Below are 16,751 nucleotides of genomic sequence, written 5' to 3'. Positions count from 1 at the left end.
GGCCGGCCCGGGGCCCCGGCATCGCATAACGGCATCACGACCGGTGGGTCACGGGATCGTCCGGACCCGGGCGACGCAGGTAGCGGGTGAAGAGGAATCCTTTCTGCTCGATCAATGAGACCAGCCGCATCCGCCGCACGTCAGGCATTTCCGCATCGTGGATGATGCGCGGCGCGTCCCCGCCGGTGAGCAGCGGGGCCACCGACAGGCACAGCTCGTCCAGCAGGTCGGCCGCCGCCAGCTGCCCCAGCAGCCGCGGGCCGCCCTCGGTCAGCAGGCGCGTCCAGCCCCGCTCCGCCAGCGCCGCCACGGCCGCCCGCGGGTCCACCGAGCCCTCCCCGGCGACCACCAGGTCGGCCACCTCCGCGACCGCCCGGCGGCGCTCGGCGGGGGAGTCCGCGGTGGTGACCACCACCGTCCTGACCAGCGGCCCGGTGAACAGCGGGGCGGTGAGGTCCAGGGCCAGCGAACGGCTCACCACCGCGATCGCCGGAACCGGCGCCTGCCCGGCCGCCGCCCGCGCGGCCGCGAAGCCGGCCCCGACCCTGGCCGGCCCGTAGCCCTCCGCCCGGACGGTCTCGGCGCCCACCAGCACCACGTCCGCCAGCGCCCGCAGCACCCCGAAGATCCGCTTGTCGGCGTCCCCGGACAGGCCCTCGGAGAGGCCCGCCAGCTTCGCCCCGCCGTCCAGGCCGGCCACCATGTTGGCGCGCAGCCACGGGCGCCCGTGATTCACCTGGTCGGGGTACGCGTAGACGGCGGAGAGCGCCTCGGTCGAGGCCGGATCGACGGCCGGTCCGTCCAGCGGGGTGATCAACTGATGCATGCCCCCAGTGTTCCACCGTGGGCCGTTCGGAGGCGGTCGGGACCAGGCGTACCCTCTACTAACGTGCCCGCAGCTCCCCGCCCCGCCACCGCGACCGAGTCCATAGCCCCCGCGAGTGCGGCAGGCTCTCCGATCGCGCTCGCCGACCGCCGCCCCGTCGTGCCCGCCGAGCGGCTCGTCGCCGAGATGGTGCCTCCGCCCCGGTTCTCCGACGTGAGCTTCGGGACGTACATCCCGGACCGGACCCAGCCCAGCCAGTACGAGGCCGTCCAGGTCCTGGAGCAGTTCGCCGCCACCCTCGGCCGGGGAAACGGTTCCGCACCCAAGCGCAGCTGGTTCCGCCGCTCCGCCCCCGCGCCCACCGGCCCGGCCGGCGTCTACCTCGACGGCGGCTACGGCGTCGGCAAGACCCACCTGCTCGCCTCGCTCTGGCACGGCGCCCCCGGCCCCAAGGCCTTCGGCACCTTCGTCGAGCTGACCAACCTGGTCGGCGCGCTCGGCTTCCAGCAGGCCGTCCAGACCCTCTCCGGGCACACCCTGCTGTGCATCGACGAGTTCGAGCTCGACGACCCGGGCGACACCGTCCTGGTCTCCACCCTGCTCGGCCGCCTGGTCGACAACGGCGTCAAGCTCTGCGCCACCTCGAACACCCTGCCGGAGAAGCTCGGCGAGGGCCGCTTCGCCGCCGCCGACTTCCTGCGCGAGATCCAGGGCCTGTCCGCGCACTTCCGCCCGATGCGCATCGACGGCCAGGACTACCGCCACCGCGGCCTCCCGGACGCCCCGCCGCCGTACCCGGACGAGACCGTCGACGCCGTCGCCGCCCGCACCCCGGGCGCCTCCCTGGACGACTTCGACACCCTCCTCGGCCACCTCTCCGCCGTCCACCCCAGCCGCTACGGCGCGCTCCTGGACGACGTCACCGCCGTCTGCCTGCGCGGCGTCCGCCAGGTCGACGACCAGTCCACCGCCCTGCGCCTGGTCGTCCTCGCCGACCGCATGTACGACCGCGAACTCCCGATCACCGCCTCCGGCCTCCCCTTCGACCGGGTCTTCCCCGAGGACATGCTCCGCGGCGGCTACCGCAAGAAGTACCTCCGCGCCGTCTCCCGCCTCGTCGCCCTCGCCCGCGACAGCGCCAAGTAGGCCCCCGACTGTCGGTGGTGGGTCGTACGGTGGACCCGTGCGACCCATCACGAGTATTGAGCGGTCAGTGGCGCCCTTCGAGGTCGTCAGTCCCTTCCAGCCCAACGGGGACCAGCCGGCGGCGATCGCCGAGCTGGAGCGGCGGATCAAGGGCGGGGAGAAGGACGTCGTCCTGCTCGGCGCCACCGGTACCGGGAAGTCGGCCACCACGGCCTGGATGATCGAGCGGCTGCAGCGGCCCACCCTGGTGATGGCGCCGAACAAGACGCTGGCCGCGCAGCTGGCGAACGAGTTCCGCGAGCTGCTGCCGAACAACGCCGTCGAGTACTTCGTCTCGTACTACGACTACTACCAGCCCGAGGCGTACGTCCCCCAGACGGACACCTACATCGAGAAGGACTCCTCGATCAACGAGGAGGTCGAGCGGCTGCGGCACTCGGCCACCAACTCGCTGCTGACCAGGCGGGACGTGGTGGTGGTCGCGTCGGTGTCCTGCATCTACGGCCTCGGCACCCCGCAGGAGTACGTGGACCGGATGGTCCCGCTGAAGGTCGGCCAGGAGATCGACCGGGACGTCCTGCTGCGCCGCTTCGTCGACATCCAGTACGCCCGCAACGACGTGGCCTTCTCCCGCGGCACCTTCCGGGTCCGCGGCGACACCATCGAGATCTTCCCGGTCTACGAGGAGCTGGCCGTCCGGATCGAGATGTTCGGCGACGAGATCGAGGCGCTGTACACCCTGCACCCGCTCACCGGCGAGATCATCAGCCAGGACGAGTCGGTCTACGTCTTCCCCGCCTCGCACTACGTGGCCGGCCCGGAGCGCATGGAGCGGGCGATCACCGGCATCGAGCAGGAGCTGGAGGGGACGCTCGCCAGGCTGGAGAAGCAGGGCAAGCTGCTGGAGGCCCAGCGGCTGCGGATGCGCACCACCTACGACATCGAGATGCTGCGCCAGATCGGCACCTGCTCGGGCGTCGAGAACTACTCGATGCACTTCGACGGCCGCGAGCCGGGCTCCCCGCCGAACACCCTGCTCGACTACTTCCCGGAGGACTTCCTCCTGGTCATCGACGAGTCGCACGTCACCGTGCCGCAGATCGGCGCGATGTACGAGGGCGACGCCTCGCGCAAGCGCACGCTGGTGGAGCACGGCTTCCGGCTGCCGTCCGCGATGGACAACCGCCCGCTGAAGTGGGAGGAGTTCCTGGGGCGGATCGGCCAGACGGTGTACCTGTCGGCGACGCCGGGCCCGTACGAGCTGTCCCGCGGCGACGGCCAGGTCGAGCAGATCATCCGCCCGACCGGCCTGATCGACCCCGAGGTGATCGTCAAGCCGACCGAGGGCCAGATCGACGACCTGGTGCACGAGGTCCGCAAGCGGGTGGAGCGCGACGAGCGCGTCCTGGTCACCACGCTGACCAAGAAGATGGCCGAGGACCTCACGGACTACATGCTCGGCCTGGACATCCGGGTCCGGTACCTGCACAGCGACGTGGACACCCTGCGCCGGGTGGAGCTGCTGCGCGAGCTGCGGGCGGGCCGGTACGACGTGCTGGTCGGCATCAACCTGCTGCGCGAGGGCCTGGACCTGCCCGAGGTGTCGCTGGTGGCGATCCTGGACGCGGACAAGGAGGGCTTCCTGCGCTCCGGCACCTCGCTGATCCAGACGATCGGGCGCGCGGCCCGCAACGTCTCCGGCCAGGTGCACATGTACGCGGACCGGATCACCCCGTCGATGGAGAAGGCGATCGACGAGACGAACCGCCGCCGGGCGGTGCAGCAGGCCTACAACAAGGAGCACGGGATCGACCCGCAGCCGCTGCGGAAGAAGATCGGCGACATCCTGGACACCCTCGCCCGCGAGGACGTGGACACCGACGAGCTGCTCTCGACCGGCTACCGCGGCGCGGCGGGCAAGGGCAAGGCGCCGGTGCCGGCCCTGGGCGCGGAGCGCAGGAAGGGCGAGAGCCTGCCGGCGGCCGAGCTGGCGGAGCTGATCCAGTCGATGACGGACCGCATGCACGCGGCAGCGGCCGACCTCCAGTTCGAGGTGGCGGCCCGGCTCAGGGACGAGGTGAAGGAGCTGAAGAAGGAGCTGCGCCAGATGCGGGAGGCGGGTGTGGCGTAGCCGCACCACCGGGGCGCGCCTTTCCCCGTTCCCGCGGCGGTCAGTCGCCCCGCGGTGTCTCAGACTCGCCACAAAGCGGGGGACGCGGGGGAGGCGGGGGTGCCGCAGGCCCTAGGCTGGCCTGCGGCATCGCCCTCGGGACGGGGGCGCGGCAACAAGAGGGGGCCTCAGCCGGGGGACGGCACGGGGTGTTCCACCGTGGTGCCGCGCGGGGACCGACCGCGCGGCCGGGCAGAGAGGACGACGCCGTGTCCGTGAACCTTGCCAAGGGCCAGCGGGTCAGTCTGCAGAAGGGCCAGGGCGGCACGCTGACCGTGGTCCGGATGGGGCTCGGCTGGCAGGCGGCGCCCAAGCGGGGCCTGTTCGGCAGCCGGACGAGGACCATCGACCTGGACGCCTCGGCGCTGCTGTACGCCGAGCACACCCCGTCCGACGTGGTGTTCTTCCAACACCTGGAGAGCACGGACGGCTCGGTCCGGCACACCGGGGACAACCTGGAGGGCGGCTCGGGCGCGGAGGACGACGAGGCGATCCTGGTGGACCTGATGCACGTGCCGCCGCACATCACCCAGGTGGTGTTCACGGTGAGCTCCTACACCGGGCAGACCTTCGCGGAGGTGCGCCAGGCGCACTGCCGGCTGGTGGACGAGACCACCGGCGAGGAACTGGCCCGGTACGAGCTGGCCGGCGGGGGGCCGCACACCGGCCAGGTGATGGCGAAGGTGTTCCGGGACGGCGCGGGCGGCTGGGAGATGCAGGCGATCGGGGCGCCGGCGAAGGGCCGGACCTTCCAGGACCTGCTGCCGGCGATCGAGCCCTACCTCTGACGGCTCCGCCCTGACGGTTCTTTACCTTCTTTACCTTCCCTTGGCCGCCCTGTTACTCTCGATGGCAGCGGAGGGGAGTATTCCTCGACAGCCGACCCCGTCATCACGGGTGCCCGTCTTGGCACCCCGGGGCGGCGGCCCGACGGGCGGAAGAGACCTCCGGCAGTGACGATGACTGTCTCGCCTACCTGCCGGAGGAGCAGTAGTGGACGTTTCCATGACCATGTGGGCCACCACGATCGGTGTGCTGATCGCACTGATCGTGGCGGACTTCTTCATCGGGGGTCGCAAGCCGCACGAGGTCTCCCTCAAGGAGGCCGGCACCTGGACGGTCGTCTGGGTCGTGCTGGCGCTGATCTTCGGTGGTTTCCTCTGGTGGCACTCCGGCGGCCAGCCGGCCGGTGAGTTCTTCGCCGGGTACATCACCGAGAAGTCGCTCAGTGTCGACAACCTCTTCGTCTTCATCCTGATCATGGGCAAGTTCGCGGTGCCGCGGATCTACCAGCAGCGCGTGCTGATGTTCGGCGTGATCATCGCGCTGGTGCTGCGGGCGGTGTTCATCGCCGGCGGCGCGGCGCTGGTGACCCAGTTCTCCTGGGTGTTCTTCATCTTCGGCGGCTTCCTGATCTGGACGGCGTGGAAGCTGATCAAGGAGGCCCGGGCCGACGAGGAGGACGAGGAGTTCGAGGAGAACCGCCTGCTCAAGTCGATCGAGCGGCGCTTCCCGTCCACCGACACGTACCACGGCACCAAGCTCTTCATCCGGGAGAACGGCCGCCGGCTGATGACCCCGATGCTGATCGTCATGCTGGCGATCGGCACGACGGACGTGCTGTTCGCGCTGGACTCCATCCCGGCGATCTTCGGCCTCACCCAGGACCCGTACATCGTCTTCACCGCCAACGCCTTCGCCCTGATGGGTCTGCGCCAGCTGTACTTCCTGATCGGCGGCCTGCTGAAGAAGCTGGTCCACCTGTCGTACGGCCTGTCGGTGATCCTCGGCTTCATCGGCGTGAAGCTGGTCCTGCACGCCGCCCACGAGGCCGGCGCGAACGTCCCGGAGATCGGCATCCCGTTCTCGCTCGGCTTCATCGTGGTCGTCCTGGCCGTCACCACGGTGACCAGCCTGCGCGCCTCGAAGAAGGCCGAGCGCGCCGAGCGGGCGGAGGCCGAGAAGCTCGACGCCTGACCGCGCCCCGCACGCCCGGAGCCCCCGCGACCGCACCGGTCGCGGGGGCTCCGGCCGTCCGCGGCTCACCAGCCGCGCTCGCGCCACTCCGCGAGGTGGGGGCGCTCGGCGCCGAGGGTGGTGTCGTTGCCGTGGCCGGGGTACACCCAGGCCTCGTCGGGGAGGGCGTCGAAGATCTTCTCGTTGACGTCGCGGAAGAGGGTCCGGAAGGCCTCCGGGTCGCCCCAGGTGTTGCCCACGCCGCCGGGGAAGAGGCAGTCGCCGGTGAACACGTGCGGGTGGCCCTGCGGGTCGTCGTAGACCAGCACGATCGCGCCCGGGGTGTGCCCGACCAGGTGCCGGACGGTCAGCCCGACCTGGCCGACGCGCAGCACGTCGCCGTCGGCGAGCAGCAGCTCGGTGGGCACGTCGACGCCCTCGGCGTCGTGCTCCCCAGCCGCGGTGCGGGCGCCGGTGGTGGCGACCACCTCGGCGAGCGCGCCCCAGTGGTCGTGGTGCCGGTGGGTGGTGACCACGGTGGCCAACTGGTCCCCGACGGTCTCCAGCAGCACCGGGGCGTCGGCGGCCGCGTCGATCAGCAGCTGCTCGTCGGTGGCCCGGCAGCGCAGCAGGTAGGCGTTGTTGTCGTACGGGCCGACGGCCACCTTGGTGATGATCAGGTGGGCCAGCTCGCGCACGTCCGGCGGTCCGCCGACCTTGACCGCTCCGTGGTACGTCATCCGTCCGCTCCTCGTCCGGGGCCAGCTACAGGGTTCAGGGTCATCCTCGCGCCGTCAGCCCATGGGGGGAAGCTGGGGGAGGGGCGCGTCGGGCGCGTGCCGGAGGCCGTCGCCGTCGGAGCGGCCGGAGAGCCAGGCGGTCAGGGCCCGGACGGGGCCCCCGACGGTGGGCGCGGGCCCTCCGGTGCCGATCGTGGCCCGCTCCCCGGTGCCGTCGACGACCAGGGCGACGGCGGGCAGGTCGGCGCCGGCCAGCCTGCTCGCGAGCCTGCGGAACTCGACCGCCGCGAACTCCTCCGGCCAGTGCGCGGGGGTGCGGCCGACGTCGAGGTCGACCAGGTGGTACTCGACCTCGGCGAGGCGCTTCCAGACGAGGTCGCAGGCCGGGAAGACGGCGCCGGAGCGGTGGCGCACCTCGGTCGCCCAGTCCTCGGCGGTCATCTGCCCGGCGGCCTCGGCGAAGCGCAGGTGGGAGTCCCGCAGGTCGGCGAGCTGGACGTCCAGCGGGCGGCCGGCGCCCTCCTCGATGCCCTGGTCGCGGGCCTGCTCGCTGGAGTACTGCGGGATGTCGGTGCGGGTGCGGGCGCCGGTCAGCAGGTTGACCAGGGAGTCGGCGTTGCGGGCGAGGTGGGCCAGCACGTGGCCGCGGCTCCAGCCGGGCAGCGCCGAGGGCTCGGCGAGGGCCCCGGGCGCCAGGGCGGCGGCGGTGTCCAGCAGGTGCTCGGTGCTCTCCTCGACCAGGGCCAGGTGCCGGGCGGCGGTGGCGGCGGCGGACTGCGGGTCGGTCATCGGATCGGCCTTCCGTGGGCGACGGCGCGTTGCCCACGGGGGGCCTCGCTCGTTGACCAGCCGACGCTACCGCCGAACGCGCGCCCTGAGCAGGGGTGTTTTCGGTCCGTGTGCGGACGGCGCGGCGGACGCTCTCACTCGTTCGGGTGGACTCCGCTGGACAAAGTCGATATTCGAACGTCTGAGCTATAGGCTGGCTGCCGCATCCTGGAAGAAGCACACCTCTCACACCGCAAGCCCTCTCGTCCGGAGAAAGGCGCCAGAAGCAGTGGCCGACCGCCTCATCGTCCGCGGTGCTCGCGAGCACAACCTCAAGAACGTCTCGCTCGACCTGCCCCGCGACTCCCTCATCGTCTTCACGGGCCTCTCCGGTTCCGGCAAGTCCTCGCTCGCCTTCGACACGATCTTCGCCGAGGGCCAGCGCCGCTACGTGGAGTCCCTGTCCTCCTACGCCCGCCAGTTCCTCGGGCAGATGGACAAGCCCGACGTGGACTTCATCGAGGGCCTCTCCCCGGCCGTCTCGATCGACCAGAAGTCCACCAACCGCAACCCCCGTTCGACCGTCGGCACGATCACCGAGGTCTACGACTACCTGCGCCTGCTGTTCGCCCGGATCGGCAAGCCGCACTGCCCGCACTGCGGCCGCCCGATCGCCAAGCAGTCGCCGCAGGCGATCGTCGACAAGGTGCTGGAGCTCGCCGAGGGCACCCGCTTCCAGGTGCTCAGCCCGGTGGTGCGCGAGCGCAAGGGCGAGTTCGTCGACCTCTTCGCCGACCTCCAGTCCAAGGGCTACTCGCGCGCCCGGGTGGACGGCGCCACGATCCAGCTCGCCGAGCCGCCGAAGCTCAAGAAGCAGGAGAAGCACACCGTCGAGGTGGTGATCGACCGCCTGACCGTCAAGGAGAGCGCCAAGCGGCGGCTCACCGACTCGGTGGAGACGGCCCTGCGGCTGTCCGGCGGCATGGTCGTGCTCGACTTCGTCGACCTCCCCGAGGACGACCCGGAGCGCGAGCGGATGTACTCCGAGCACCTCTACTGCCCGTACGACGACGTGTCGTTCGAGGAGCTGGAGCCGCGCTCGTTCTCCTTCAACTCGCCGTTCGGCGCCTGCCCGGACTGCTCGGGCCTGGGCAACCGGATGGAGGTGGACCCGGAGCTGGTGGTGCCCGACGCCGAGCGCTCGCTGGACGAGGGCGCCATCCACCCGTGGTCGGCCGGGCACGCCAAGGAGTACTTCCAGCGCCTGATCGACGCGCTCGCCGGGGAGCTGGGCTTCCGCACCGACATCCCCTGGGCCGGTCTGCCGGCCCGGGCGAAGAAGGCGCTGCTGTACGGGCACAAGCACGAGGTGCAGGTCCGCTACCGCAACCGATTCGGCCGCGAGCGCTCGTACAGCACGGGCTTCGAGGGCGCCGTGCCGTTCATCCAGCGCCGGCACACCGAGGCGGAGAGCGACAGCAGCCGCGAGCGCTTCGAGGGCTACATGCGCGAGGTGCCCTGCCCGACGTGCCAGGGCACCCGGCTCAAGCCGGTGGTGCTGGCGGTGACGGTCGAGGAGAAGTCGATCGCCGACGTCTCGGCGATGTCGATCAGCGACTGCGCCGAGTTCCTGGGCGCGATGAAGCTCAACGACCGGGACAAGCAGATCGCCGAGCGCGTCCTCAAGGAGGTCAACGAGCGGCTGCGCTTCCTGGTCGACGTCGGCCTGGACTACCTCTCGCTGAACCGGGCGGCCGGCACGCTGTCCGGCGGCGAGGCCCAGCGCATCCGGCTGGCCACCCAGATCGGCTCCGGCCTGGTCGGCGTGCTGTACGTGCTGGACGAGCCGTCCATCGGCCTGCACCAGCGGGACAACCACCGGCTGATCGAGACGCTGGTGCGGCTGCGCGACATCGGCAACACGCTGATCGTGGTCGAGCACGACGAGGACACCATCAAGACCGCGGACTGGGTGGTCGACATCGGCCCGGGCGCCGGCGAGCACGGCGGCCGGGTGGTGCACTCCGGCTCGCTGAAGCAGCTGCTCGGCAACAAGGAGTCGCTGACCGGCCAGTACCTGTCCGGCAAGCGGTCCATCCCGATCCCGGCGAGCCGCCGCGAGCGGGACAGGAAGCGCCAGCTGACCGTCCACGGCGCCCGCGAGCACAACCTCAAGGACGTCACGGTCGGCTTCCCGCTGGGCACCTTCACCGCGATCACCGGCGTCTCCGGCTCCGGCAAGTCGACGCTGGTCAACGACATCCTCTACACCCACCTCGCCCGGGAGCTGAACGGCGCCCGCAGCGTGCCCGGCCGGCACACCCGGATCACCGGCACCGACCAGGTGGACAAGGTGGTGCACGTCGACCAGTCGCCGATCGGCCGCACCCCGCGCTCCAACCCGGCGACGTACACCGGCGTGTTCGACCACGTCCGCCGGCTCTTCGCGGAGACGCAGGAGGCCAAGGTCCGCGGCTACCTGCCGGGCCGGTTCTCCTTCAACGTCAAGGGCGGCCGCTGCGAGAACTGCTCGGGCGACGGCACCATCAAGATCGAGATGAACTTCCTGCCCGACGTCTACGTGCCGTGCGAGGTCTGCCACGGCGCCCGGTACAACCGGGAGACGCTGGAGGTCCACTACAAGGGCAAGTCGATCGCCGAGGTGCTGGACATGCCGATCGAGGAGGCGCTGGCCTTCTTCGAGGCAGTCCCGGCGATCGCCCGGCACCTGCGGACGCTCAACGACGTCGGCCTCGGCTACGTCCGGCTCGGCCAGTCCGCGCCGACGCTGTCCGGCGGTGAGGCGCAGCGCGTCAAGCTCGCCTCCGAGCTGCAGAAGCGCTCCACCGGGCGGACGGTCTACGTGCTGGACGAACCGACCACCGGTCTGCACTTCGAGGACATCAGCAAGCTGATCAAGGTGCTCAGCGGGCTGGTGGAGAAGGGCAACACGGTGATCGTCATCGAGCACAACCTCGACGTCATCAAGACCGCCGACTGGGTCGTCGACATGGGCCCCGAGGGCGGCTCCGGCGGCGGCACGGTCGTCGCCGAGGGCACCCCGGAGCAGATCGCGGCCGTCCCCGAGAGCCACACCGGCAAGTTCCTCCGGGACATCCTGCCGGGGGACTTCGCGGACGCCCCGGTCGCCGCCCCGGCCAAGCGGGCGCCGCGCAAGCGCGCCGCCGCGGCGAAGAAGTAGGCCCGCCCGCCCGGCCGCGCCCGGCCGTTCCCGTCGCCCCCGGAAGGCGGGAGCGGCGGGAGCGGCCGGGCGCGTGCGGCATAGAATTCCGTGGTCCCTCGCAGCAGCAGCAACCGTAGGAGCACACCGATGTCCGAGGCCCCCGAGACCAGCCCCACCGCCTCCCGCCGCACCCTGCTCTGCGGGGCCGCGGCCGTGCTGGCGACCGGCGGCGCCGTGGCGGTCACCGGCTGTGGTTCGTCGTCCTCCTCCTCCGGCGGCGGCAGCGCCAAGGGCCCGGTGGACCTCGGCGCGGCCTCGGCGGTGCCGGTGGGCGGCGGAAAGGTCTTCCGCGAGCAGAAGATCGTCGTCACCCAGCCGACCGAAGGACAGTACAAGGCCTTCAGCGCCAAGTGCACCCACGCCGGCTGCATCGTCGACCAGGTGAAGGACCAGCAGATCGACTGCCCCTGCCACGGCAGCCGGTTCTCCGTCACCGACGGCGCCGTGCTGGACGGCCCGGCCCCCACCCCGCTGCCCGCCTACGCCGTCACGGTCGAGGGCGGGAACCTCAAGGTGACCCCGAGCTGACGCAGTTGACCTCCCCGTCGATCACCCCTCCGCAGCACCGGCCCCACTCGGTACGGTGGACCCATGGCTGACCCGAGCACCTACCGCCCGGCTCCGGGCGCGATCCCCACCTCACCGGGCGTCTACAAGTTCCGCGACGCCCACGGGCGGGTCATCTACGTCGGCAAGGCCAAGAGCCTGCGGCCGCGCCTGTCGTCCTACTTCCAGGACCTGGCCGGCCTGCACCCGCGGACCGCGACCATGGTCACCACCGCGGCCTCGGTGGAGTGGACGGTGGTCGACACCGAGGTCGAGGCGCTCCAGCTGGAGTACTCCTGGATCAAGGAGTTCGACCCGCGGTTCAACGTCAAGTACCGCGACGACAAGAGCTATCCGGAGCTCGCGGTCACCCTGAACGAGGAGTACCCGCGGGTCCAGGTGATGCGCGGGGCGCACAAGAAGGGCGTGCGCTACTTCGGCCCGTACGGGCACGCCTGGGCGATCCGCGAGACGGTCGACCTGCTGCTGCGCGTCTTCCCCGTCCGCACCTGCTCCAACGGTGTGTTCAAGCGCGCCCGCCAGGTCGGCCGGCCCTGCCTGCTCGGCTACATCGGCAAGTGCGCCGCACCCTGCGTCGGCAAGGTCTCGGCGGACGAACACCGGGCGCTCGCCGAGGACTTCTGCGACTTCATGGCCGGGCGCACCGGCAACTACCTGCGCCGGCTGGAAGACCAGATGCGCGAGGCCGCCGAGGAGATGGAGTACGAGCGGGCGGCCCGGCTGCGCGACGACATCGGCGCCCTCAAGCGCGCGATGGAGAAGAACGCCATCGTGCTCGCCGACGCCACCGACGCCGACCTGCTGGCCCTGGCCGAGGACGAACTGGAGGCCGCCGTCCAGATCTTCCACGTCCGCGGCGGCCGGGTGCGCGGCCAGCGCGGCTGGGTCACCGACAAGGTCGAGGACGTCGACACCGCCGCCCTGGTCGAGCACGCCCTCCAGCAGCTCTACGGCGGGGCCGGCCAGGACGAGCGCAACGAGTCCGTCCCGCGCGAGGTGCTGGTGCCCGCGCTGCCCGAGCCGGCCGCGCCGGTCCGGGAGTGGCTGAGCGGCCTGCGCGGCAGCCAGGTCGACCTGCGGATCCCGCAGCGCGGCGACAAGCGGGACCTGATGGCGACGGTGCAGCGCAACGCCCAGCAGGCGCTGGCCCTGCACAAGACCAAGCGCGCCTCCGACCTCACCACCCGCAGCCGCGCCCTGCAGGAGATCGCCGACGCCCTGGAACTGGACTCGGTGCCGCTGCGCATCGAGTGCTTCGACATCTCGCACCTCCAGGGCGAGGACGTGGTCGCCTCGATGGTCGTCTTCGAGGACGGCCTGGCCCGCAAGAGCGAGTACCGGCGTTTCCAGATCAAGGGCTTCGAGGGCCAGGACGACGTCCGCTCGATGCACGAGGTGATCAGCCGCCGCTTCCGCCGCTACCTCCAGGAGCGCGAGCAGACCGGCGAGTGGGCCGTCCCCGAGGAGGACGACCCGGGCGCCGCCGGGGACGACCACCGCACCGAGGACGGCCGCCCCAGGCGCTTCGCCTACCCGCCGCAGCTGCTGGTCGTCGACGGCGGCCAGCCGCAGGTCGCCGCCGCCCGGCGGGCCCTGGACGAACTCGGCATCGACGACGTCGCGCTGTGCGGCCTCGCCAAGCGGCTGGAGGAGGTGTGGCTGCCCGGCGAGGACGACCCGGTCGTCCTGCCGCGCTCCAGCGAGGGCCTCTACCTGCTCCAGCGGGTCCGCGACGAGGCCCACCGCTTCGCGATCGGCTACCAGCGCAGCAAGCGTTCCAAGCGACTCACCGCCGGGGAACTGGACTCCGTCCCGGGCCTCGGCGAGACTCGCCGCCAGGCGCTGCTCAAGCACTTCGGCTCGCTGAAGAGGCTCCGGGCCGCCACCGTCGACGAACTCTGCGCCGTACCCGGCATCGGACGCCGCACGGCGGAGACTGTTGCGGCGGCGTTGTCGTCCCGTACACCCGCCGCACCCGCGGTGAACACCGCGACCGGCGAGATCATCGAGGACGGGGCCGACCACGCCGCCGAGCCGGTGGCCGCAGCACCCCAGACCGCACCATCCCAGGAGACGCCATGACGGCCGACGCCGCCCGTCAGCCGGCGCGCCCGGCCCCCGCCCGCCCGTCCGGGCCGGGGAAGGTCGGCCGCGCCCCGCGCGTTCTCCCCAGCAGAAAGACCGAGAGCGGGGAACCGAAGTGACCGTGTCAGACGTGGCCGAGAACGCGCCGGAGCTGGTGATCATCTCCGGCATGTCCGGAGCCGGCCGCTCCACCGCAGCGAAGTGCCTGGAGGACCTGGGCTGGTTCGTGGTGGACAACCTGCCGCCGGCCCTGATCCCGACGATGGTCGACCTGGGCGCGCGCTCGCAGGGGAACGTCGCCCGGATCGGCGTGGTGGTGGACGTCCGCGGCCGCCAGTTCTTCGACGACCTGCTCACCTCGCTCGACGAGCTGGAGAAGCGCGGCGTCCGCCTCCGGGTGGTCTTCCTGGACTCCTCCGACGAGGCGCTGGTGCGCCGCTTCGAGAGCGTGCGCCGCCCGCACCCGCTCCAGGCCGACGGCCGGATCGTCGACGGCATCGCCCAGGAGCGCGACCTCCTGCGGGACCTGCGCGGCGAGGCCGACCTGGTGATCGACACCTCCAACCTCAACGTGCACCAGCTGCGGGCCAAGCTCGACGCCCAGTTCGCCGACCACGACGAGCCCGAGCTGCGCGCCACCGTGATGTCCTTCGGCTTCAAGTACGGGCTGCCCGTCGACGCCGACCTCGTGGTGGACTGCCGCTTCCTGCCCAACCCGCACTGGGTGCCCGAGCTGCGGGCCCGCACCGGCACCGACGCGGACGTCGCCGACTACGTGTTCCAGCAGCCCGGGGCCAACGAGTTCCTCAACGGCTACGCCGAGCTGCTGCGCATCGTCACCGAGGGGTACCGGCGCGAGGGGAAGCGCTACATGACGCTTGCCGTAGGCTGCACCGGTGGCAAGCACCGCAGCGTCGCGATGTCCGAGCGCCTGACCAAGCGTCTCATCGCGGACGGAGTGGAAACGGTGCTCGTCCACCGTGACATGGGACGGGAGTAACCGCCGCCTCCCTGCCGGGCCGCCGGCGAGGACCGGTGGCGGCGACGAGGAACGCGAGGTGAGTGTGGCGGGATACGTGCCCGGGCGGCAGCCGCAGAACAGGAGTGCCGACCGGGCGGGTGGCCCGCCCCGGCCGTCGGCCCCGAGCCGGCCGCGCAGCAGCCCCGCCCGGGCCAACCCGGCCCCCAGGATCACCGCGCTCGGCGGCGGCCAGGGGTTGTCCGCCTCGCTCTCCGCGCTGCGCCGCCTCACCAGCGACCTGACCGCGGTGGTCACCGTCGCCGACGACGGCGGCTCCAGCGGCCGGCTCCGCGCCGAGCTGGGCGTGCTGCCCCCCGGGGACCTGCGCAAGGCGCTGGCCGCGCTGTGCGGGGACGACGACTGGGGCCGCACCTGGTCCGAGGTGATCCAGCAGCGCTTCACCGGCAGCGGCGACCTGGGCGGTCACGCGGTCGGCAACCTGCTGATCGTCGCGCTCTGGGAGAAGCTGGGCGACCCGGTGGCCGCCCTGGAGTGGGTCGGCCGGCTGCTGAACGTCCAGGGCCGGGTGCTGCCGATGTCGGCGGTGCCGCTGGACATCGAGGCCTCCGTGCGCGGGCACGACCCGGAGCGGCCCGGCGAGGTGTCGGCCGTCCGCGGGCAGGCCAGCGTCGCGGTCACGCCGGGCACCGTGCAGTCGATCAGGCTGCTCCCGGACGAGCCCCCGGCCGTCCCGGAGGCGGTCACCGCGGTCCGCGAGGCGGACTGGGTGGTGCTCGGGCCCGGCTCCTGGTTCACCAGCGTGCTGCCGCACCTGCTGGTGCCCGAGCTGGCCAAGGCCCTCACCGAGACCCGCGCCCGGCGCCTGCTCACCCTGAACCTGGCCCCGCAGCCGGGCGAGACCGAGGGCTTCACCCCGCAGCGCCACCTGGAGGTGATCGCCGACCACGCTCCGGAGCTCGCCGTGGATGCGATCCTGGTGGACGAGCGCGCCGTCACCGGCGGCGCCTTCGGCCAGGCGGACCTGGCCGGTCTGGAGAAGGCCGCCGAACGGATGGGGGCCGCTCTGGTGCTCGGCCGGGTGGCCCGCACCGACGGCACCCCGCGACACGACCCGGAGCTGTTGGCAGCCGCGTACGACCGGATTTTCCGGACACATGGAAGGATCGGGCCATGGCGATGACTCCAGCGGTGAAGGACGAGATCAGCCGGCTCCCGGTCACCAGGGCCTGCTGCCGCAAGGCGGAGGTGTCGGCGATCCTGCGGTTCGCGGGCGGGCTGCACATCGTGAGCGGCCGCATCGTGATCGAGGCGGAGCTGGACACCGGCGCGGCCGCGCGACGGCTGCGCAAGGACCTGCTGGAGATCTTCGGTCACTCCTCCGACCTCGTGGTGATGGCCCCCGGCGGGCTGCGGCGCGGCAGCCGCTTCGTCGTGCGGGTGGTCAAGGACGGCGAGCTGCTCGCCCGCCAGACCGGTCTCGTGGACGGTCGCGGCCGACCGATCCGCGGGCTGCCCCCGGCGGTCGTCTCCGGCGCCACCTGCGACGCCGAGGCGGCCTGGCGCGGGGCCTTCCTGGCGCACGGCTCGCTCACCGAGCCCGGCCGCTCCTCCTCGCTGGAGATCACCTGCCCCGGCTCCGAGGCGGCCCTCGCCCTGGTCGGCGCGGCCCGCCGGCTCGGGATCCCGGCCAAGGCCCGCGAGGTGCGCGGCGTGGACCGGGTGGTGATCCGCGACGGTGACGCGATCGGCGCGCTGCTGACCCGGCTCGGCGCGCACGAGTCGGTGCTGGCCTGGGAGGAGCGCCGGATGCGGCGCGAGGTCCGGGCCACCGCCAACCGGCTGGCCAACTTCGACGACGCCAACCTGCGCCGCTCGGCCCGCGCGGCCGTGGCGGCCGGTGCCCGGGTCGCCCGGGCCCTGGAGATCCTCGGCGACGAGGTGCCCGAGCACCTGGCCGCGGCGGGTCAGCTGCGGATGCAGCACAAGCAGGCCTCGCTGGAGGAGCTGGGCGCGCTGGCGGACCCGCCGCTGACCAAGGACGCGGTGGCCGGCCGGATCCGCCGCCTGCTGGCGATGGCCGACAAGCGCGCCTCCGAGCTCGGGCTGCCGAGCACCGAGGCCAATCTGACCGACGAGATGGCGCTCAACTGACGATCACGCACAGTGACCGCTCGTGGTGAGCGATTTGCGGCCGGTGTCCGGATTGCGGGCACCGGCCGTCCTCGTCTCCGGGACCCGAAATTGGTCGAGACCACTGGCCCGGGACC

At 72.0% G+C, this 16,751-nt stretch carries 13 protein-coding genes; 10 read left to right on the top strand and 3 right to left on the bottom strand.

Annotation, left to right across the window (positions count from 1 at the left end):
* Positions 1-34 precede the first annotated feature (34 nt).
* Complete coding sequence (locus ACFYUY_RS19130) at positions 35-826, bottom strand: pyrimidine reductase family protein (RefSeq protein ID WP_387901840.1); 792 nt, start codon at positions 824-826, stop codon at positions 35-37.
* Positions 827-889: 63 nt separating this feature from the next.
* Here ACFYUY_RS19130 and zapE point away from each other — a divergent pair, with 63 nt between their 5' ends.
* The 4 genes from zapE (at position 890) to ACFYUY_RS19110 (ending at position 6,119) form a co-directional block, all read left to right on the top strand.
* Positions 890-1,972, top strand: a complete 1,083-nt coding sequence (gene zapE, locus ACFYUY_RS19125) for a cell division protein ZapE (RefSeq protein ID WP_387901837.1) — start codon at positions 890-892, stop codon at positions 1,970-1,972.
* A gap of 37 nt (positions 1,973-2,009) precedes the next feature.
* Positions 2,010-4,103 carry an excinuclease ABC subunit UvrB gene (uvrB, locus tag ACFYUY_RS19120; protein WP_360216008.1) on the top strand — a complete coding sequence of 698 codons (2,094 nt, stop codon included), beginning with the start codon at positions 2,010-2,012 and terminating at the stop codon, positions 4,101-4,103.
* Between the two features lie 248 nt (positions 4,104-4,351).
* Positions 4,352-4,930, top strand: a complete 579-nt coding sequence (locus ACFYUY_RS19115; RefSeq protein ID WP_360216011.1) for a TerD family protein — start codon at positions 4,352-4,354, stop codon at positions 4,928-4,930.
* A 205-nt stretch (positions 4,931-5,135) separates the two neighbouring features.
* Positions 5,136-6,119: a TerC family protein gene (locus ACFYUY_RS19110; protein WP_360216014.1), complete on the top strand. Its 984-nt coding sequence runs from the start codon at positions 5,136-5,138 to the stop codon at positions 6,117-6,119.
* 65 nt (positions 6,120-6,184) lie between these two features.
* Here the strand turns inward: ACFYUY_RS19110 and ACFYUY_RS19105 are convergent, their stop codons facing one another.
* The gene (locus ACFYUY_RS19105) at positions 6,185-6,838 is read right to left on the bottom strand and encodes an MBL fold metallo-hydrolase (RefSeq protein WP_360216017.1); all 654 of its coding nucleotides are present in this window, start codon (positions 6,836-6,838) and stop codon (positions 6,185-6,187) included.
* Between the two features lie 54 nt (positions 6,839-6,892).
* Complete coding sequence (locus ACFYUY_RS19100; protein ID WP_387901832.1) at positions 6,893-7,627, bottom strand: maleylpyruvate isomerase family mycothiol-dependent enzyme; 735 nt, start codon at positions 7,625-7,627, stop codon at positions 6,893-6,895.
* Positions 7,628-7,895: 268 nt separating this feature from the next.
* Here ACFYUY_RS19100 and uvrA point away from each other — a divergent pair, with 268 nt between their 5' ends.
* From uvrA to whiA, 6 genes are all read left to right on the top strand, one after another.
* Positions 7,896-10,808: an excinuclease ABC subunit UvrA gene (gene uvrA / locus ACFYUY_RS19095; protein WP_360216023.1), complete on the top strand. Its 2,913-nt coding sequence runs from the start codon at positions 7,896-7,898 to the stop codon at positions 10,806-10,808.
* Between the two features lie 129 nt (positions 10,809-10,937).
* Complete coding sequence (locus ACFYUY_RS19090) at positions 10,938-11,378, top strand: Rieske (2Fe-2S) protein (RefSeq protein WP_360216026.1); 441 nt, start codon at positions 10,938-10,940, stop codon at positions 11,376-11,378.
* A 63-nt stretch (positions 11,379-11,441) separates the two neighbouring features.
* Positions 11,442-13,499: an excinuclease ABC subunit UvrC gene (gene uvrC / locus ACFYUY_RS19085; RefSeq protein WP_387901829.1), complete on the top strand. Its 2,058-nt coding sequence runs from the start codon at positions 11,442-11,444 to the stop codon at positions 13,497-13,499.
* 118 nt (positions 13,500-13,617) lie between these two features.
* Positions 13,618-14,502, top strand: a complete 885-nt coding sequence (gene rapZ, locus ACFYUY_RS19080) for an RNase adapter RapZ (protein ID WP_270143324.1) — start codon at positions 13,618-13,620, stop codon at positions 14,500-14,502.
* A gap of 76 nt (positions 14,503-14,578) precedes the next feature.
* Entirely contained in the window at positions 14,579-15,664 is a 1,086-nt protein-coding gene (yvcK, locus tag ACFYUY_RS19075) for a uridine diphosphate-N-acetylglucosamine-binding protein YvcK (RefSeq protein ID WP_387901889.1), read from the top strand.
* Positions 15,655-16,635 (top strand): DNA-binding protein WhiA, encoded by a 981-nt coding sequence (whiA, locus tag ACFYUY_RS19070; protein ID WP_218199523.1) that lies wholly within the window; start codon positions 15,655-15,657, stop codon positions 16,633-16,635. Before yvcK ends, whiA begins: the two co-directional genes overlap by 10 nt.
* The last annotated feature ends 116 nt before the right edge of the window (positions 16,636-16,751 follow it).

The sequence above is a fragment of the Kitasatospora sp. NPDC004745 genome, assembly GCF_042873275.1.
GTDB lineage: Bacteria > Actinomycetota > Actinomycetes > Streptomycetales > Streptomycetaceae > Kitasatospora.
The sequence above is the reverse complement of the archived record's forward strand: the minus strand, read 5'-3'. Positions and strand labels throughout refer to the sequence as shown.